This window comes from Ruficoccus amylovorans, from assembly GCF_014230085.1.
In the GTDB taxonomy this organism is placed as follows: domain Bacteria; phylum Verrucomicrobiota; class Verrucomicrobiia; order Opitutales; family Cerasicoccaceae; genus Ruficoccus; species Ruficoccus amylovorans.
This window is the reverse complement of the sequence record NZ_JACHVB010000060.1, coordinates 75119-94207: the sequence shown is the minus strand read 5'-3', so window position 1 is coordinate 94207 and position 19089 is coordinate 75119. Positions and strand designations below refer to the sequence as shown.

At 61.5% G+C, this 19089-nt stretch carries 14 protein-coding genes; 5 read left to right on the top strand and 9 right to left on the bottom strand.

What is annotated here, in order from left to right; all coding sequences use genetic code 11:
* Window positions 1-26: 26 nt before the first annotated feature.
* Window positions 27-3413 carry a beta-ketoacyl-ACP synthase 3 gene (locus H5P28_RS17290; protein ID WP_185676943.1) on the bottom strand — a complete coding sequence of 1129 codons (3387 nt, stop codon included), beginning with the start codon at window positions 3411-3413 and terminating at the stop codon, window positions 27-29.
* 544 nt (window positions 3414-3957) lie between these two features.
* On the opposite strand from H5P28_RS17290, the gene H5P28_RS17285 reads away from it, so the two are divergent.
* Together H5P28_RS17285 and H5P28_RS17280 are read left to right on the top strand one after the other, a co-directional pair.
* Window positions 3958-4863 carry a hypothetical protein gene (locus H5P28_RS17285; RefSeq protein ID WP_185676942.1) on the top strand — a complete coding sequence of 302 codons (906 nt, stop codon included), beginning with the start codon at window positions 3958-3960 and terminating at the stop codon, window positions 4861-4863.
* A gap of 163 nt (window positions 4864-5026) precedes the next feature.
* Complete coding sequence (locus tag H5P28_RS17280; RefSeq protein WP_185676941.1) at window positions 5027-5413, top strand: sensory rhodopsin transducer; 387 nt, start codon at window positions 5027-5029, stop codon at window positions 5411-5413.
* A 54-nt stretch (window positions 5414-5467) separates the two neighbouring features.
* Here the strand turns inward: H5P28_RS17280 and H5P28_RS17275 are convergent, their stop codons facing one another.
* The 7 genes from H5P28_RS17275 to H5P28_RS17245 form a co-directional block, all read right to left on the bottom strand.
* On the bottom strand, window positions 5468-6586 hold the full coding sequence (locus tag H5P28_RS17275) for an ROK family transcriptional regulator (protein ID WP_185676940.1): 1119 nt from the start codon (window positions 6584-6586) through the stop codon (window positions 5468-5470).
* Window positions 6587-6695: 109 nt separating this feature from the next.
* A complete protein-coding gene (locus H5P28_RS17270; protein ID WP_185676939.1) occupies window positions 6696-7607 on the bottom strand; it encodes an N-acetylglucosamine-6-phosphate deacetylase in 912 nt (303 codons plus the stop codon).
* A 13-nt stretch (window positions 7608-7620) separates the two neighbouring features.
* Window positions 7621-8427: a glucosamine-6-phosphate deaminase gene (locus tag H5P28_RS17265; protein WP_185676938.1), complete on the bottom strand. Its 807-nt coding sequence runs from the start codon at window positions 8425-8427 to the stop codon at window positions 7621-7623.
* Window positions 8428-8607: 180 nt separating this feature from the next.
* Window positions 8608-9549, bottom strand: a complete 942-nt coding sequence (gene rbsK / locus H5P28_RS17260; RefSeq protein WP_185676937.1) for a ribokinase — start codon at window positions 9547-9549, stop codon at window positions 8608-8610.
* A 327-nt stretch (window positions 9550-9876) separates the two neighbouring features.
* Window positions 9877-10716, bottom strand: a complete 840-nt coding sequence (locus H5P28_RS17255; RefSeq protein WP_185676936.1) for a type II secretion system protein — start codon at window positions 10714-10716, stop codon at window positions 9877-9879.
* A 104-nt stretch (window positions 10717-10820) separates the two neighbouring features.
* On the bottom strand, window positions 10821-11768 hold the full coding sequence (locus H5P28_RS17250; RefSeq protein WP_185676935.1) for a hypothetical protein: 948 nt from the start codon (window positions 11766-11768) through the stop codon (window positions 10821-10823).
* A gap of 202 nt (window positions 11769-11970) precedes the next feature.
* A complete protein-coding gene (locus H5P28_RS17245; RefSeq protein ID WP_185676934.1) occupies window positions 11971-12735 on the bottom strand; it encodes an AraC family transcriptional regulator in 765 nt (254 codons plus the stop codon).
* 355 nt (window positions 12736-13090) lie between these two features.
* On the opposite strand from H5P28_RS17245, the gene H5P28_RS17240 reads away from it, so the two are divergent.
* The 3 genes from H5P28_RS17240 to H5P28_RS17230 all read left to right on the top strand — a co-directional run bounded on the left by H5P28_RS17240 (window position 13091) and on the right by H5P28_RS17230 (window position 18127).
* Window positions 13091-14089 carry a nucleoside hydrolase gene (locus tag H5P28_RS17240; protein ID WP_185676933.1) on the top strand — a complete coding sequence of 333 codons (999 nt, stop codon included), beginning with the start codon at window positions 13091-13093 and terminating at the stop codon, window positions 14087-14089.
* A gap of 54 nt (window positions 14090-14143) precedes the next feature.
* Window positions 14144-15904 carry an exo-alpha-sialidase gene (locus H5P28_RS17235; protein WP_185676932.1) on the top strand — a complete coding sequence of 587 codons (1761 nt, stop codon included), beginning with the start codon at window positions 14144-14146 and terminating at the stop codon, window positions 15902-15904.
* Window positions 15905-15997: 93 nt separating this feature from the next.
* On the top strand, window positions 15998-18127 hold the full coding sequence (locus H5P28_RS17230) for a glycoside hydrolase family 36 protein (RefSeq protein ID WP_185676931.1): 2130 nt from the start codon (window positions 15998-16000) through the stop codon (window positions 18125-18127).
* Between the two features lie 147 nt (window positions 18128-18274).
* On the opposite strand, the gene H5P28_RS17225 is transcribed toward H5P28_RS17230, so the two are convergent.
* Window positions 18275-19075 (bottom strand): hypothetical protein, encoded by an 801-nt coding sequence (locus H5P28_RS17225; protein ID WP_185676930.1) that lies wholly within the window; start codon window positions 19073-19075, stop codon window positions 18275-18277.
* Window positions 19076-19089 lie beyond the last annotated feature (14 nt).

The window sequence follows — 19089 nt, the reverse complement described above, 5'->3', positions numbered from 1 at the left end:
AAGCTTTTGTCTGTACCGGTATAAGCTCAGGCCCCGTGGGCGATAGCGCCTGCGTAGGTGTAGCCGCCGCCAAAGGCGACCAGCCCGTACTTGGCTCCGGGGCTGATGCGGTGCAGGTTCTCTTCCAGGCATAGCGGGATGGAGCTGGAGGAGGTGTTACCGGTCAGCTTGACGTTGCGCCAGACGCGCTCGGGCTCAATGTGGAGCTGGCGTGCGACCGCGTCGAGGATGCGGTCGTTGGCCTGGTGGGGGATGATCCCCTCCAGCGAAGTCGGAGGCGTGTCGCACTGCTCGCAGACGGTTTCGAGCATGTAGCGCATCTTGCGCACGGCCTTCTGGAAGACCCTGCCTCCGCTCATGGAGATCTTGGTCTTCGGGTCGGGCAGCGGCACAGAGAGGAACTCGCCCGTCTCGCCTTCGGCGGCGAGGGCGGGCCGGTGTAGCCAGAGCTTGGGCTTGTCCGCGACGGCGGGGCCTTCGAGCAGGGTGGCGGTGGCGGCGTCGCCGAAGAGGATGGCCGTGTCGTAGTCCTCCATGTCGAGCAGGGGGCTCATCACCTCGGAGGTGACCATAAGCACGCGGGCGTCCGGGCGACCGCGCAGGAAGTCGTGGGCCAGCCCGAGGCCGTAAATATAGCCCGAGCAGGCCGCGCTGATGTCAAAGGCCGGGCATTCGTAGTCGCCGCCGATGGCGTGCAGCAGGCGACAGGCGAGCGAAGGCGTCGCGATGTCCGGGGTGGTGGTCGAGCAGATAATCAGGTCGAGCTTTTCGACGGGCAGGTCGGTCTTGCTCAGCAGGCGGGTGGCGGCGTCCACGGCCAGGGTGAGGACGTTCTCGCCCTTGGAGACCCACGGGCGCGAGTGGATGCCGCACTGACGGATGAGTTTTTCCTCCGTGCTGTCGGGGAAGAGTTTTAACAACTCGGCGTTGGAAATCTGCCGCGTGCCCGTCGACGAGGCGATGCCGGAGATGCCCACGAAGTGCGTCTTCGGGCTGACAATGGCGGGCGCTTCGACGGTGGAAGCGGCCTCGGCGGCGGGCTTTTCCGGTTCGGAAAGCAGGTACGGGGTTTCCTTGACGCGGCGGGCGGAGTCGGCAGCAGCGGCAATTTCGTTGGCCACGCGCAGGCGCAGGATCGGTGTGCCCACGCGGACGGTGCCCCCGGCCTCGACGAGGATTTCCTCAACCGTGCCACTCTGCGGGGAGAGCAGGTCGGCGGCGGCCTTGTCGGACTCGAAGACGCCGAGCACGTCGTCCACCTTGACCTCCTTGCCCGGCTCGACCAGCCATTCGGCCACGGTCACCGAGTCGTCGGAGGCGGAGACGCCGAGCGCCTCAATGGTAAAGAGTTGGTCGTCGTCCCCGGCTTCGCGCTTCCAGCCGAGCTCAAGCTTGAGCAGGTCGGCGGCGGCGGTGACGATGCTGCGCACCGAGGGCAGCGTCTCCAGGTGGCTGGGGAAGTGGAAGGGCACGTAGGTGTCGGGCCGGGCCACGCGGCGGACGGCCACGGGGCTTTGGGCGGCCTCGACGACCCCGGCGCAGATTTCCGCGCCCGGCCCGTAGGAAAGCGAATCTTCGTGCACAACCACGAGCCTGCCGGTCTTTTCCGCCCATTTGGTCACGAGCGGTTTGTCCCAGGGGCTGAGGCTGCGCAGGTCAATCACGGTGCTGGAAACCCCGAGCGTGTCGAGGGCCTCGGCGGCTTCTTCGCACAGCGGGAGGGTGTTGCCCCAGCCGACGAGCGTGAGGTCCGTCCCCTCACGGCTCAGCCGGGCGCGTCCAGCGGGGACCCAGTGCCGGTCGATGTCGGTGGAAGTGCCCAGGCCGCGGTTGTTGAGGAGGTTTTTCGGGTAAAAGAAGACGGCGGGGCGGCGCGAGGCGAAGGCCGCGCGGAGCATTCCGGCGGCATCCCCGGCATTCGAGGGCATGAAGACATCCACGCCCGGACTGTGGGCGGCGATGGCCTCCATCGTCTGGGTGTGGGTCGGGCCGGTGCCGGGGCGATAGCCGCCGCAGGAGACCATGAGAATGACCGGGCATTCCCACTCCCCGGCGCTGCGCCAGTAGGTGATGGCCAGCTCGCTGTGGAACTGGTTGTAAACGAGCGGGAAGAAGTCCGCGAACTGGACGAAGGCAACGGGCTGGCCCCCGGCCATGGCGCGGCCGATGGCGGTGCCGATGATGGTGGACTCGGCCAGCGGGGAGTTGCACACGCGGCCGGGATAGGCGGTGGAGAGGCCCTTGGTCACGCCGAAGGCGTCGCCCTTGGGGTCTTCGATGTCCTCCCCGTAGAGGCTAACGGCGGGGTTCGTTTCCAGTTCCTGGCGCAAGACTTCCAGGATGGACTCGCGCATGGACAGCTCGGCCTTTCCGGCCTTGCCGGTGTATTCCTTGTTGGAAAGGTAGTGCGAGGAGAGCGGGCGCTTGACCTCAGGGGCGAGGGCGGGCGCGGGCACCTTGCGGGAATCGTCGGCGGCCTCTTCGGCGCAGCGGCGGCATTCCTCGTCGATGCGCTTGATGTCGTCCTCGGAGACGCCGAGTTCGGCCAGTTTTCCGGCGAGGAGGGCGACCGGGTCTGCCTCGCGGGCGAGTTGGTCGATTTGCTCAGGCGTGCGGTAAAGGCTCTGGTCGTCGGCGTTGGAGTGGCTGCCGAGGCGCTCGGCCTCCAGCAGCACGAGGGCCGGGCCGCGGTCTTCGCGCATTTTGGCGCAGACCTGCTTGAAGCCGTCGCGCACGGCGAGGGCGTCGCGCCCGTCGAGGCGGGTCATCTCCAGGCCGAAAAGCTCGTAGTGCTTGCCGCCGGGCAGGGAGTAAAAGGTCTTGCCCTCGGTCACGGTGGAGAGGGCGAAGTGGTTGTCCTGCACGACGAAGAGGACGGGCAGGTTATTGCGAACGGCCTCGGCCACAGCCTCGAAGAAATCCCCCTGCTGGGTGCCGCCATCGCCGACGGAGCAGTAAACGAGCGGCTTTTCGGGCTGGTCCCTGACCTCGGCAGCCACGCCGACGGCGGGCAGGAGGTTGTTGGAGACGGCGGTGGGCATGGTCATCACATGCAGCTCGCGGTCGGAGTGCATGGTGTTGAGCTGCCGTCCCTTGGAACTGGAGCGGGCGTTGCCGAAGAGCGCGTCGAAGATGGCCTCGGGCTTCACCCCGCGGGCGAGCTGGAGGGCGCGGTCGCGGTAGTGGCAGTGGAGCCAGTCCTGCGGGCCGAGAAACTCCGCCAGCGCGGCCATGGCCTCGTGCCCGGCGCATTCGACGTGGAAGAAGGCTTCGCCGCGCTTGATCAGGCGGGCTTCGAGGCGTTCGATTTCACGCGAGAGGCGCATCCAGCGGTAGAGCGCCAGGGCAGCGTCAACGCTGGTGGCGTCTGCCCCCTCTGCGATGTGGGAAGATGTATGCAGTGGCTGCTTCAAGCAAATTTTCCTGGTTAGACGTTCGTTGCCGTCAGGTCCTTGTTGGTGCCGGTGCTTCTAGGTACTTATTGGTAAGATGACTCGAATTGGCAAATGATCCATGAACTTCGCCGTTGAGGCGTACTTTAGCGGTTGCCCACCAAAGGGCTCCCTCTGCCGAGTGGGCAGATAGAGCCAAGACGGTTACTGATAGAGGTTTTGCCCCGGCGAAACCAGTCTTTTCTTGCCGCCTCCGGCGAAGCCCGTTTCGGGGCCGGTATTGCGGATGATTCGTCTTCCGGCGCTTGTATGCTTCCTGCGACGTACAGAACGGCGAGAATGTTCCCGGTTTGCCGACAGGTGACCCCGGGGCGTTCTTTGCGGTGGGCGATTTTGATAATGATTTGGCTGCTTATTGGGCTTGAAGCGAGGTGGACGGGCCCGGATGTTAATGGGGTAGCTCGTGCTGGTCTTGGAGTTTGCGGGAGTGCCGGAATCAGGGGCATTCCGGTTCAAGACCGCTGATCGCCCCGCTCACTTCTCGAACCCTGACCAACCGACCACCATGAATAAAAGAAACTTGGGAGCGGAGACTCCCGTGCCACAGAACCTGGCCGCGAAATCTCTTCCCCGGCGGTCTTCGCAACTTGGGCGGACGGTTGCCGCCGCCTGCGCGCTGGCTTTGCCGCTGGCTTGCGAGGGTCAGGAAAGCTACCGTGAGGCTTACGAGGCCGCCCTGGCGGAGCCGTGGGAAGTGGTTTTTGAAGACTCCGGGCAGGGCGACTGGAGCGAAAAATGGTTCCTTGATGGGCGCAAGGCCACGCTGGAGAACCACGAGGACGGGATGTTTTTCGCTGCCGGGCCGATTCCCGACGACAATGCCTCCCACGCGGTGCTCTGGACCAAGGATAGCTTCGAGGGCGACCTCAAGCTGGAGTTCGATTACACCCGGATGGACACGGTGTATAACTACGTGAACATCCTATTCCTCTATGCGACGGGGGCGGGGCCCGAGCCGTACGTCGAGGATATCGTCGAGTGGAGCGACTTGAGGACGATTCCCTACATGAAGACTTACTTCAACCACATGAACCTGCTCCACATCAGCTTTGCGGCCTACACGAATGAGCCGGGAGCGACTGATGCCTCTTCCTACGTCCGCGCCCGGCGTTACCCGACTTCGATCTACTCCGGGCCGAATCCGTTCGCGCAGATGGCGCTGGAGCCGGACTTTTCCGGCACGGGGCTGTTCCAGCCCGGTGTGCCGCATCACATCACGCTGGTGCGCAAGGGCGACGAGCTATTCATGAACGTCAGCAATGCGGACGAGCAGCGGCTGTTCCGCTGGGACCTCTCGCAAAAACCACCCGTAAACAAGGGCCGAATCGGGCTGCGCCATATGTGGACTCGCGCCGCCACTTACGCGAATATCTCCGTCAGTGAGGCTGCTTCGGCTGAGGCGGCGCGGTAGGATTCATTTTCACTTATGGCAGCAATCAGCCTGCCTGTATTGTTGCCGTCAAAAGGTTCATGAGGCCGCTGCCCCCTGTCCCAGAACGGAAAAATGTGGCTGACGCGCAACGAGCAGGATTTCATTATCCGGTAAGAAACACACCCTTTTATCGAACACCCTTATGAGCAATACCTCGACCTCCTCCGCCGGCAAAACACGCTGGTACATCGCGGATGCGTACCTGCCCAGTTGCGGGCGGGGTGAAACCTGGGAGGGCCATGAGTCGGTCTGCGTCCTGAATGTGGGGGCGGCAGACGCCACGCTGGATTTTATCCTGTACTTTGACGGTCGCGAGCCCATCGAAATCAAGGGCTTGAAGCTGCCTGCCCGCAGCAACCGCCACATCGGCATGCACAAGCCCGAGATGCTGGGCGGAGTCGAGGTGCCGCGGGATGTCCCCTACGGGATCGAAGTGGCCAGTGACCAACCGGTCATCGTGCAGTACTCGCGGCTGGATGTGACCCAGCCGAACTTTACGCTGATGACGACGATCCCTTACGCCGAGTAGGCGGGGAAGGCGGCGGTCTTACCGGTGGAGTGGGGGGCGTGTCCGGGGCCGGGATTATTCGGCCTGCCCGGCGCGGTAGAGTTCCAGCCCCCGGTGGAGGGCGAGCAGCGCGCTGCCGATGAGGATGCCGTTGCTTCCGATGCTGGAGCGCAGGAGTTGGACGCGGCGTGTGGGGACAGGGACAAGCCCCTCGCTCAGGTTGTGTTCGAGTTGCCGGAAGCGCTCGACGCTCAGGCTCTCGTCATTGCAGGCGAAGACGACGCAATTGATGTCGAGAATATCCACGATAGCGGTCAAGCGCCGGGCGAGGGTTTGGTAAAACGCCTCCGTGTTGTCTGTTGTCAAAGGGGCTTCGGAAGGGGTTGCCCCGTCCGGGGTGCGGGTGAAGAGGCTTTCGATTTCACCGGCGGCGGAGTTTTCTCCCCGGAAGAGTTTTTCTGCCATGACCAGCGCCATCCCCATCTGGGGCTTGCGATCCGTGCCCAGGCGCAGGCTGAAGTAGATGAACGAATTTTGTTCGCGGGCGGTGCCGACGGTTTGCTCGGCGTAGGCGCCGCAGGAGACATTGCGCTCCACCCAGACGGGCCCGTCCAGAGCTTGCGAGAGCGGCTGGCTGAGGGCGAAATCCTTCATGCCCAGGGAGCGGGATATCCGCACGGTCCCGCTGACCGGGTCAACGACGCCCGGCACACTGATACCGGCTCCGCCGAAAGTTTCCAGCGTGAGCCCGGCGGCACCGGCGCAACGGCGGATACGCTCGGCGAGGGTGGGGATGAGCCTCTCATTGGGCAGGCCGGGCGGCAGGTCTTCAGAGGCGAGGGTGTGGCCGCAGGCGTTAAGCAGGGTGAGACGGTGCCCCTGCCGGTCGAGCGCGATGCCCGCGCTCCAGAGGCAGTCGGGGACGATTTCCAGCTCGGTCTCTTTCGGTCCGACGCGGTCCGCGATGATCTGGGCACCTTCGCGGACCAGCCCCTGCTTCTTCAGGGCGGTGACAATGTTGTAGATGGTGGAGGCTTGCAGGCCGGTGGTTTGCCGGAGCTCCCGCTGGGTCAGGCAACGCCGGCGCGCGATCAGGCCCAGAATGTTGCGCCGGTTGTTCTCGGCGGCGGTTTTCTGGTTGTAAACGCCCTGCTCGGGGGCGTGAAACGGCCAGGCGTTGTCAAAAGCTTCCATCACTGAATAATTGAGCGTCCACCGGCGACGTTGAAATGTCAACCGTGCCGTTGAAAGCGCTCGGGGCGGCAATACGAGGCGGATAGCCCGAGGCCGTGGGGAAGAGTGCTTACAGGCCGAGCACTTCGTTGACGTGGCTTGAGCAGGCGGCGTGGGCCTCTTCGGGAGACCAGCCGAGGAAGCGGACGACATTTTCTACGGCGCGGTCCATGGTCAGCGACGAGCCCGCGAAATTCGGCTTCCCCGGTTCACGAACGACCCCGTCGGCACCGACTTCGAGCGTGTGCCGCCCGAAGATGTATTGTCCGGGAGGACCGCCTGCGGCGGACATGCAGTCCGTCGTGAACAGCACGCGCCCCGCCGGCTTGGCGCGCACGAGGTTTTTCAGGACGGGTGGCGGCAGGTGAATCCCGTCGGGGATAAAGACCGCCGTCAACTCGTCCCGGGCCAGCAGGCGCTGGATAATGTTATCGTGGCGGTGGAGGCTCGGGGGAACGGCATTGCCCAAGTGGGTACACAGGCTCATTCCGGCGGAAATACAGCGGTCGATGGAGGCTTCGTCAGCGTTGGTGTGGCCGGCGGAGACCCGTACGCCGCGTGAGCACAGGTGCGCCGTCACGACGTCCGCGCCGGGGACTTCCGGGGCGAGGGTGACGAGCCGGACGAGACCGCCCGAAGCGGCGATCAGCCGGTCGGCATCCTGCGAGGTGGGCGGGACCATTTTGTCCGGCTCATGGGCACCGTGGTAGCCGGGTTCGGACGAGAGCCAGGGGCCTTCGAGGTGATAGCCGACGATGGTTGCGGCTACCTCGGGGCACTGGCTGCGGAGTTTTTCCAGGTGCTCCAGCCGTCGGCAAAGAGCGTCCACCCGGTCCGTAATCAGGGTGCAGAGGATGCGGGCGGTGCCGTGCGCGTGAAGGGTGTGCACGGCCCGCTGAACCTCTGCGAGCGGGAGGTCGTCCTGCTGGAAATCTACTCCGGCGAAGCCGTTGACCTGGAGGTCCGTCAAGTCGGTGAACATGGTGGCGCGAAGGTCAGTGTTGGCAGGAGCAGGAGAACGCCTTGCGCACCTCGGGCGAAAGCAGCGAGGCGGCGGGCTCATCCACCAGCAGGGTGGAGCGCGGATGCGTGCGCAGAAGGGTGGCGGGACACTCTGTGCCGACGGGGGCGGTGAGTGTGTCACGCACGGCGGCGGCCTTGCGCTCGGTCGGGGCGATGCAGCACAGCAACCCGGCGCTGGCGAAGACCGGCAAGGTGACGCTGAGCGCGTGGCGGGGGACGGCGTCGATGTTCGGGAAGCAGCCGTCGTTGACTTGCTGCTGACGGCAGACGGCGTCCATTTCAACGACTTTCACGGCCTGAGAGTCATTAAAATCGGCCACGGGCGGATCGTTGAAGGCGATGTGGCCGTTCTCGCCAATGCCCATGCTGATGATGTCAATCGGCTCAGCGGTGAGCATTTCCCCATAGCGGCGGGCTTCCTCCTCAGGGGAGGCCGCATCGGCCCCGAGCGGGTGAAACTCCGCCACCTCGACGTGATCGAGGAAGTGACTGCGCAGGTAAAAGCGGAAACTCTGCGGCTGGTCGGCAGAGAGCCCGACATAGTCGTCCATGTGGAAGACCGTGACCTTTTTCCAGATCTCGGGTTGTTGGCGGGCGAGGGGGACCAGTGCCTCGAAATAATCGTCCTGAGAGGGAGCACAGGCCATCATGATGCGGGCGCGTCCCTTCGATTTCACCAGGTGGGTAATTTCGTCGTTCACGAGGCGGGCGGCGAGGTTGCCCATGGATGCCCGTGTGTTGTGGATGGATAGGCGAGGACTTTTATTGGATGTGGTCATTGCTACGGTAAGTTTGCGGTTGGGGTTATTTATTTTTTCAATGAAAAAATAAATGGGAGCCCGTGTCAATGCGTGAATTCGTACCGAGCGCTATGGGGGTCGTGGTTTTGTTCTTCAGAAACGGGGTGATGCTATTTATCCGGGGCGAATGTCCTCCCTGGGCCGCTCCGGAATCGTCGATCAGGCAGTTTGAGGACTTGCTTTGGCGAGATGGCTCTGGATTTCGCTGCGGAGCGGAGCGGCGTCATGGGTACCGGTGCGGGTGACGGAGAGGGCCGCAGCCGCGTTGGCGAAACGGATGGCTTCCTCGGGGGCTAACCCGTCGGCCAGGGCGACCGCGAAGGCACCGTTAAAGGTGTCTCCGGCCCCGGTCGTGTCGCGGGCCTGCACCGGGAAGGCTTCGATCAGCAGGTGCCGTTCGGCGGTGGCGAAGTAGGTCCCCCGCTTGCCCAGTGTTATGAGGACACCCTTGACCCCTTGAGCCATGAGTTGCTCAGCGGCCTTGCCGAGGGCGGATTTACTGTCCGGCCTGATGCCGGTTAAAATTTCGCATTCGCTCTCGTTGGGGGTGATGAAGCTCGTGAGTTCAAGCAGGTCGCGGGGGAGGGCGAAGGCCGGAGCTGGATTGAGGATGAAGGGGATGCCGTTTTCTGCGGCTAGCATTGCCGCCTCGCAGACTGCTGATAGAGGGATTTCGAGTTGGGCGAGAGCGATCCGGGCTTGCGCCAGTGCGGGGGCTGAGCGGCGGATGTCCGTTTTGCTCAGAAACGCGTTAGCGCCGGAGGAGACGGTTATCTGGTTCTCGCCAGAGGGAGCGACGCTGATGAGCGCGACTCCTGTGTGGCTGGTCGGGTCGATTCCGATCCGGCTCGTGTCGATGCCCACCTTGCTAAGGCTTTCCAGCGCGCGCCCGCCGAAGCCGTCCTGACCGATGCGCCCGATGAAAGCGACGTCTGCTCCGGCCTTGGCGGCGGCGACCGCCTGGTTGGCTCCTTTGCCGCCACAGGACATGCGAAAGTCATTGCCAAGTACGGTTTCGCCCGGACGCGGGAGGTGGGCCGCTTCGACGATCATGTCGATGTTTATACTGCCGTAAACGACGATTGCCGGATGGGTATTCATGACTTGTTCGCGTGGGTGGAGGCTGGGGCAAAAATGGTCAGGCCGTTGCCTATTTCGGGTTGGCTGCGCCGGATCTTGGCCAATGCGTAAGCCAGGAAAATCATGCCGAAGGTCATCAGCGTCGATATCCAGTACCGATTGGGATGATGGCGATGAAGTACAGGGTCATCACCACATAGTCCAGAGGACCAAGGCTAGCGTCGGACATGAAGACGTGGGAAAAGAAAGATTACGCTCTACAGGCAATGTTCAGCCGGAAGCGCATCGAGTGTAAGAAGGTTGGCGAGGGACAAAAGCGGAAGGCCGGGACGGTGTGCTGAGCTAAACTCAGGGCAGGAAGGTGATGCCGGTCCGGTTAGCTTCAGTATCTGGCCAGGGGTCCAACTCGGAAATTTCAATGCTTTCGACATGGCCATCCGCGAACAGAATCATGGTCGGTCCGGTGTCGCTGCTGCCCCCGAGGGTGTTTGAGGCAAGTCCGTTGCTTCTGTCGGGATAGGGGCCGGAACGGTGGAGTTCGACGCCCGCGGTGCTGACTGATTCGCCCGTGTATTCCGGCCCGGCAAAGTGTTCGCCCATCAGGATTGTTCGCGAAGGGTTACGGATATCGAGCGCATGGACGCCGGTGATGTTCAGGCCGTCTCTGTTGGCGCCGATGGCGATTTTCGTGTTGATGCCGTAAATACCCATCGTCGAATTTTTTCCGATATCATCGCCCTGCTTCCAGTGTCTCTCGTCAGTAAAGGGGGTGTGAAAGACGGCGTGGCGGTAGGCGTTCGCAAGCACCTGCACGGTGTCACCTTCCGAGGTCGTCAGGTTGAGAATCTCCCCTTCCAGATTCATGTACGGCCCCAGGCGTTGCGGCCACCGGTAGTAGCCGCGGGCTTCGTAGGTCGGGCCAGAGGCCCCCGAGCCGGGGCCGGCTCCGAAGTAGGTGTTGTTGTTGTCAGCCAGGTAAAAACCGAAGCCCTGGCCGATCGAGCGCAGGTTGCTGGTCGATGCCACGCGCTTGGACATGGTGCGCACGTGTTGCACGGCACCGATGATGAGTGAGCCGAGGATGCCGATCACGACGATGACAACCAGTAGCTCAATGAGGGAAAAGCCGGAAGGGGCGTTCCGGTCAAGCGGATGGGAGTCGTTCTCTATGCGGGGTATTTTCATCATACATACATCCGTGAATGGGGCTGATTTCGCGGGGCAGGGCCGGAGTTTCCGACCCTGCCGGCGGATTAAATAACGCAAGCGCGACCCAGATTAGACGATCAAACTCAGGACTGGCGCGAAGCAGGCAGGCAGGACTTTTTGCGGCGCATGACTCCCAACAGACAGAGAGCAGCAAGACCCGCGAAAATTCCGTAGGAGGAGCTTTCGGGGATGGGGGACACCGCGCCGTCCCAGAGGTTAAAATTGTCCAGCTCGATGATATTCTGAAGATTGCCGCTGCTGTTGCCGGAGGAGAAGATGCGGAAGGCGCTGGCCTCCTCGACCCCTTCGGCGATTGAGGCAAAGCCGAGAAGCACGTTGTTCAGGTAGATCCCCATGGTGGAGGCGCCGATGGTCTGGCCGTCCAGCTCAATCGCGCTGCTGCTGCCGTTGGCAACGATGTGCAGGCTGTATTTCCCGGTGTTGGAGAGGACGATCTGGTTGCTGTTGCCGTCCACAATGTTTGTGGTGCTGCCGTCCTGGTTGATCGTTTGCAGGTAGCCACCGCTGAGCGCAGTGCTGCCGACGATGCGGAGGGCAAAGAGGGACTGCTGGCCGATGGTGGTATGGGAAACACCGTTGGTGGTGATGGTGGTGTTCGGGTTATAGACCTGATTGGCCGACCCGGTGGTCCAGTCGCCCATCATGATGTAGCTGGAACTGCCGGTCTGCCAGAGGTTGGTGGTGAGATCGACGGAGAGCGAATAGACCGAAGACTTGGCCAGGTCGTTGGCGCCGACGCCGACGAAATTGGGCGTGCTGCCGTAGCCGGAACTGAGCAGGCGCAGGCTGGTGCCGGAGCCAAAGCTGCTGTTTTGCGTCGTGAGCGTGCCGTTGTAGGGCGCGGCTCCGGCCGTGCGCACGTAGGTGAAGTCCGTGTTTTCGGTGGTGATGGTGACGCCGCTGGTGAGCCCGTCGAAGTTTTCTCCGAAGACTTGCGATTGCGCGTTGAGTTGGGTGACGATTCCGGTCGAGGCAAAAGCCACCAGAGGGATGAGGTGATGATAATTCATAACAAGTGCCGGGGTTATTGTGCTTGGGTGCTGTTGCGAATGCCGTCTGACATTCGGCTGGGTACCCCTTGAGATTACCTTTTTCGGCAAAAGAGCGCAATATGACATTCCAGCAATTACTAGCACCAAAGCACCCCCTGCGCTGGATTCACGGCTTCTTTGCGTGACTGTGTATGGGGCCTTGGGCCGTGCCGCCGAGCCGTTAGTTCTGGCTGTCCCGCCATTGCCCGGGAGGGGCTCCGTGTACCCGGCGAAACGTTCTCACGAAGTGGTTGACGTCAGCGTAGCCGCAAATAGCCGAGACTTCTTTGACCGACAGATAAGGCGTTTGCAGGATCGTGCGCGCGGTCTGCATGCGCAGGTCGAGTATGTAGTTCATCGGGCTGGTGTTAAGATGCTTGCGGAACATCATGTGCAGGTTTCCGGGGCTGACGCAGACTTCGCCGGCCAGTGAGTCGATTGTGAGCGGCTGATCCAGGTTCTCCTGAATGAATCGAAGCGCGGCCCGCAGGCGGGCCGGCATCTGGACGAGGAACTGGCTCATCGCCCGCTGATGGTTCAACTCCTCCAGCATGGCTGCGAGCAGGTGCTCGGTGGCCGGGGGGGAGGCGTCCATCTGGGTGAGGGATATCGAGGCTAGCAACTGCATGCTGGCGGCGATGAAGGAGGTGTTGTCCAGATGGACGACCTGGGGCTCGGACAGGCCGAGCGCGCGCGGTTCATGCAAGCCGCAGTAAACCGTATCAATGTACCCGTCGGAGACCTGGTCATGGACGAGGCGGGCGGGTATCATGAGCATGTCGCCCTCGCGCGCGTGCAGGCTGTTGCCACCTGTGGTGACGACGCACGATCCTTTGTTTATCAGGATCAGTTCCAGGCAGTCGTGCGCGTGTTCCCGCACGTTGTCTGCCTTGCGGTGGATACCTGCGAAGACCAGTTTGGCCGACTTGGTGTCGAAGTCTTTCAAGACGGAAAAATGGGGAGTCAGCACAGCAGTAAGCCGTAGAATGATCTCAATGAGAGTCAAATTAATAGGCGATTGGGGACGTTTTTTGAATGCATATGCTATTCGTGGGCAGGGGGTGGCAAGGGCGGTCGTTTTTCTTTGGCCGGTCGTTCCGCGCCGGGTGAGGCGCGGCGCGCGCAGGAATGTACTACGCATAGCAGATCTGTCATATTGTTTATTTTCGGGTTCATGATATTATCTATGCGAACCCGCGATCAGCCAGGCTTGGTGATGCCGAAAGCCTGCTGGATAACCCATCCGCTTCGCGCCCCTTGCCTCGGTTCGGGCGCACACACACTTCCCTGAATTGCCGACCATGATAAAAGCCCCGGTGCAAATAATTCTCGATACCGACATGGGTAACGACATCGACGACGCTCTGGCGTTGGCCATGCTGCACGCATTCCAGAGCAGGGGAGAGTGCGAGCTTATCGGTGTAGTGGTCAGCAAGGACAACCCTTATGCGCCAGCGTTCGTTGACCTCTTTAACACATTTTATGGTTACGGTCACATCCCTGTCGGGAAGGTGCGTGACGGGGTGACTCCGCTGCCGGAGAAGGGAAATTTCATCGAGGAAGTTGTCGGCCTCAAGGGCGAAGACGGCACGGCGATGTTTTCCACCACGGTTCCCTCCCAGAGTGGTTACCCGGATGCCGTGAGCGTTTTGCGCTCTCGTCTGGCGGCGGCGGAAGACCGGTCCGTGGTCATTGTGATGATCGGTTTTTCGACCAACCTTGCACATCTTTTCAAAAGCGGGGAGGACGAGTTCAGCGCGCTTGACGGGCTGGAGCTTTTTGCTCGCAAGGTAAAGCATGTCGTCATGATGGCAGCGGATTTTTCCGAGTCTGTGCAGGCCAACCTCAGCATGAAAAACCGGGAGTACAATATCCGCTGTGATGTGGCCAGTGCCTGCTCGTTTATTGGAGCCTGCCCCCGCCCGATTTACTTCTCCGGCCTCGAAATCGGCTTACAGGTGCTGTATCCGGCGGCATCGCTGGTACATGATTTCAACTGGTGTGCGGAGCATCCGCTCGTGCACGCCTATGGACGTTACTTGCCCATGCCCTACGATCGTCCCACCTGGGACTTGACTGCGGTGCTCTACGCGGTGCGCCCCGAGCAGGGGTACTTCGGGCTCTCCCGTCCGGGGATCGCCCGGATTGACCGGGAGGGGATTGTTCGTTTTGAGGAGCGCAGCGACGGTCAGCATTTTCACCTGACCCTGGACGAACGTCAGCGCGAGCGCGTCTGCGAAGTCCAGAAGCAACTGGTCTCGCAGCCTGTCCGCTCTGTCCTTTCTTCCGCCTTTGCCTGAATCGCGCTATCGCGTTTTTGCTGAAAACCTGACCTCATCTTTCCCGATATTGATATGATCCATGCTTGTCCCCTGTCGTTTGTCCTGGCCGGTCTGTTGCCTTGCCTGAGTGTGGCCGCAGCCAATCCCCGAAGCGGGGAGGTCGCGTCCTGGGATTTTGAAGGCGAGGTTTCCGGGCTTCCGGTGCAAGCTGGCTCAGCGCCATCCGAACTGGACATCAGCGGCGGCGTACTTCACCTGGACAATGAGGGGCTTTCGGATTCCCGGGGCGTGGCTCTGGTTATCGCTGATGCGCCTGTATTGACCGGGCATGACAACGATGGAAGTGGCTACGGGTCGTTGATTATCGAAGCCGATGTCCTGCTCGGCAGCAGTGGGAAGCAAGCTCAGCTCGTGCGCAAAACCGATGGCGAGATCGGATACCAGCTTTACTTGCGTGAGGACGGCAAGGTCGGATTTATGATCCGGACGCCAAAAGGCTCGATGCGCCTGACAAGTAAAAACAAGATCCCGGCCGACGGAGAGTGGCACCACATTGAGGCGATGTGGGACAAGAGTCAATGGCTCTACAATGCGCAACTCGCGGTGGATGGCGTGGTTTCGTGGGCTTCCGCTCCCGAGATGGGAACGCTGACCGATACCGCAGCCCCCCTGACGATTGGCGGGTATTACCGCGCGGAGGGAAACATCGGGCAGCGCTTTGATGGCAAGCTTGATAATGTCCGGCTTTACGTTAACCAACCCGAGCGTTTCAAAGTCAGTGGCCGTCCGAATACCGACATTGGCAGCGAGACCGGCGAACACTTGCTGGACCAGCCGGGATTGCTGTCCGCTGAGTTCGTCTATGATAACGCGCCGACTCCGGAATGCCATGCCGGGACACTCGCGCAGCGGGAGGATGGCACGGTCGTGGCGGCCTGGTTCGGAGGAACACGCGAAGGCCATATCGACTCCGGCATCTGGCAGAGCGAATTTGACGGGATGGAATGGAGTCAGCCGCGCGAAGTCGCCCATGCCACTTATCCGAACAACACCCTCAGCGCGAGTTTCAACCCCGTCCTGTTCCAGTATCCGGATGGAGGGCCAATGCTGCTTTTTTATCTGGGGGGAAAGTTCGATATGAGCTTTTTAATGACGAGCGAGGATGGCGGCGAGAGCTGGAGCGAGCCGCAGCGTCTGCCGCCGGGCGTGCGTGGAGCCAGCAAGAACAAACCCGTTTTGCTTCAGGACGGAACGCTGATTTGCCCGGATAATTCCGGCAACCGGATGAGCTTTGACCGGACAAAAGATTTCGGAAAAACCTGGCTGCCTGCCGCCATGACACCGAAGAGTGAGATCGACGCGATTCAGCCGACCATTCTGACTCACCGTGACGGCCGGCTTCAGGCGCTGGCGCGCTCTCACACAGGAGTGATTGTACAAAGCTGGTCGAACGACAACGGTGTGACCTGGTCGGCACCGGAAAAAACGAGCCTGCCCAACAACTATTCCGGCATCGACGCCGTAACGCTTAAGGACGGCCGCCACCTGCTCATTTATAACCACAGCGGCATCCCCAAGGGGAAGTGGGGCGGCCCCCGCACACCACTGAACATCGCGGTCTCCGAAGACGGTAATACCTGGTACGCGGCGCTTGTACTGGAGGATGAGCCAGGGGAATTCTCCTACCCCGTTGTCATTCAGGATGAGGACGGCATTGTCCACGCGCTCTACACCTGGAACCGTGTCCGTATGAAGCATGCGGAAATCGACCCCGGGGCGCTGGTTCTGCGTGAGATTAAAGACGGAGTCTGGCCGACGGGCGCGGACGGTTGAGGCGCGGCGTGCGCGGAAAAAGACGTATCTCGATGGTCGCTTTTTCCGCTGACATTTCTGTGCGACAGGACAAATGTCGTGTCCTATCGCGATATGAATAGACGCCTGACCTTAAACGGCCTGCTGATTGAGCGGGTCACCCACGAATCCGGGAAGACCGAATTGCACCTGTGCCCGGCCGAGGCGGAAAGCCGGAAGGTCGAACATCGCAAGAGCATCACGGGGCGACCCGAATGCAAGGTCATCAAACCGATTGTGGAGGTGCCGGACAGCATGGTGCAACTCAAGCTGGCAAGCGACCACTTGCAGGTCAACTTCACGGGCGGAATGACCATGCAGGACAGCGCCAGCGTGGAGAATCTGGCCTTTGTGGGGGAGGAGGTCGGGGCGACTGGCATCGTCACGCGTTTTCAGGATGAGCGGCATGGGCTGGTGGTCGAGCAACACCTCGAAGCGGGTCCCGTCGAGGGTACCTTGCTCGCCTGGAGCACCGTTATCAATCAAGGCGAAAGCCCGCTCACGCTCGAAATGCTGTCGAGCTTTGTATTGTCCGGTATCACGCCTTTTGTCAGCGACGATGCGCCCGGGCGCTTGAAAGTCCATCGTTTCCGCTCCTGGTGGAGCAATGAAGGCCGCTTGTGCAGTGAATCGGTGGAGGCTCTTCACCTGGAGCGCAGTTGGTCGGGGTTCAACCTGGTTTCGGAGCGCTTCGGCCAGGTTGGCACGATGCCGGTTCGGAAGTTCTTCCCCTTCGTCGCGGTTGAAGACACCGGGGCGGGGGTGCTCTGGGGGGCGCAACTGGCCTGGGCCGGCTCCTGGCAGATGGAGGTCTCCCGACGCGGTGACCAACTGTCCCTCTCCGGCGGGCTGGCGGACTACGAGTTCGGGCACTGGAAAAAAGTTCTCCAGCCCGGAGAGCGAATGAGCACACCGGTCGCACATCTGGCCTGCGTGCAGGGCGAACTAAGCGACCTGACCGGTAAGCTGGTACGGATGCAGGAGCTGCTGCTGCCAGAGCCTCCGCCCTCCGAGGCGGATTTGCCCGTGATTTTTAATGAATGGTGCACGAACTGGGGCTCGCCCAGCCATGACAAGACCCTGGCGCTGGCTCGGCGACTGCTCGGCACTGGCATCCGCTACCTGGTCATCGACGACGGCTGGGCGGTGCGCCCGGCCGAAGCGACCATGCAGTCGAATGGCGACTGGATCGTGGACAGGCAGAAGTTTCCCGACGGCATCGGGGCGACCTGCCGGCAATTACGTGAGATGGGATTCACGCCCGGCATCTGGTTCGAGTTCGAGGTCTGCAACCCCGGCTCGAAAGCATTTGAGGAAAGCGCCCATCATTTGCAGCGCGAGGGCAAGCCACTCCGGGTTGGCAGCCGCCGTTTCTGGAATCTCAACGATGCCTGGGTGCAGGACTATCTGGGGAAAAAACTTATCGACTTCCTCAACGAGAACCAACTGGGGTATTTGAAGGTCGATTACAACGATACCATCGGTATCGGTTGCGACCATCCGGACTCAATCGGCGAAGGCTTGCGGCAGCACGTGAACGGCATTCATGCCACTTTTAAGCGAATTCGCGAATCCGTCAAAGACCTGGTGATTGAGAACTGCTCCTCGGGGGGACACCGGCTGGAGCCTTCCATGATGGCGCTCACCAGCATGAGCTCTTTCTCGGACGCGCACGAGTCCCGCAACATCCCGGTGATCGCGCGGCAGATGCACTACCTTATCCCGCCCCGCCAATCCCAGATCTGGGCAGTGTTGTACCCGGAGGACGACGACCAGCGTTTGATCTACTCGCTAACGGCTGCGCTCTACGGGAGGATGTGTCTTTCGGGACCGGTCCATGATTTGTCGGATGGGCAGATGGACCTGATTAAGGAGGCGGTGGCCTTCTACCAGTCGGCTGCCCCGATTATCAAGGACGGGCATACCCGCTTCCTCGGCCAGACGCCCGATAACTGGAATAATCCGACGGGTTGGCAGGGCATCTGGCGCGAAGATGAAAAGGGCGAACGCGCCCTGCTGGTTGTGCATGCCTTTGACGGTCTGCCGGAGGAAGAACTCGTAATCGAACTCCCCGCGAGCGCCTGCCGGACGCTGGCCCTCAGCCTCGCTGACACCAGTTGTGGCGAACCGGTTTTGACAGGCGGAAGGCTGATTCTGCCAAACGGTCCCGCCTACCGGGGGTACGCTTTCCTCTTTGGAAAATAGTGTACCCTCGTCCTGCCGGAGGTTGTCCTCCGGTGGGAGCTGCTCATCGCTGCTGGAGCCCGGTGGCGAGGGCGAGCCGGGCTCACTTTACTCCCAGGCTGACCTCGGGCTCTCTTTCCTGAAGATTGCCGGAGACTGATTCCGGGATCAATTAATGGGAAGATCCTGGGGGCCGGAATAGGATGGCTCAAGCGACTGGAGCATCGAAACAATTTTGACCCCACCGTTGCTGCCGGAGCTGTCCGGGATGGCGAGGAACATCATCCGTTGGTCCTGTTTCAGCCGGAAACGCGAGACATAAACCATTTCGGGCTTGGGGGTGGTGACGGCGACAGCGATCACGGATTTGCTGACCTCGCGCTTGACCTTGATGTAGGTGACTCGGCCGTTCGCCACGCTATGGACATCGTCCAGTATCTTGAGCGCGAGTTGCTGCCCGGAGAAGTTGTAGAATTCGATTCCCGGTTCTTTGCGGTCTACCCCTGAGTCGTCAAAGGTGAGGATTTTATACGCCTGCCCGTTGCTCCGGTCGGTGTTCGGGAGGAAAAATATCAGGAGTTTTTGCCGGTTTTTCAGGTTGGGGATGCGCGCGATCGGCTTGGGTGGGGGCAGGGGCGTTCCCGGCGGGGTGGCCGTGGGGGCGTCTGCTTCGGCGGATTCGAGTCCCTGGTCCAGCATGTCATCTTTGGGGGGGAGGGCGCTGCCCCGGTAGATGTACATCGTCGGTTGGCCCACGTAGCGGTAAGGGCCGCTGACTTGGGAATTTAAAATACTGAAGCGGGAGTCGTTGCTGCCAGCGACGAGGTTTGAGTCCTGCAAGCCCCAGCCCAGCGTTCGGAATTCGACCGAGATCTGTTCCGGTTCTTCGGCGTGGGCCGCCAAAGTCCCGAGCAGGCCGGCGAGAAAGACCAGAAGTGCCGGACGGGCGAAACAAGACGAGGGTGACATGTTCGTCAAACGAG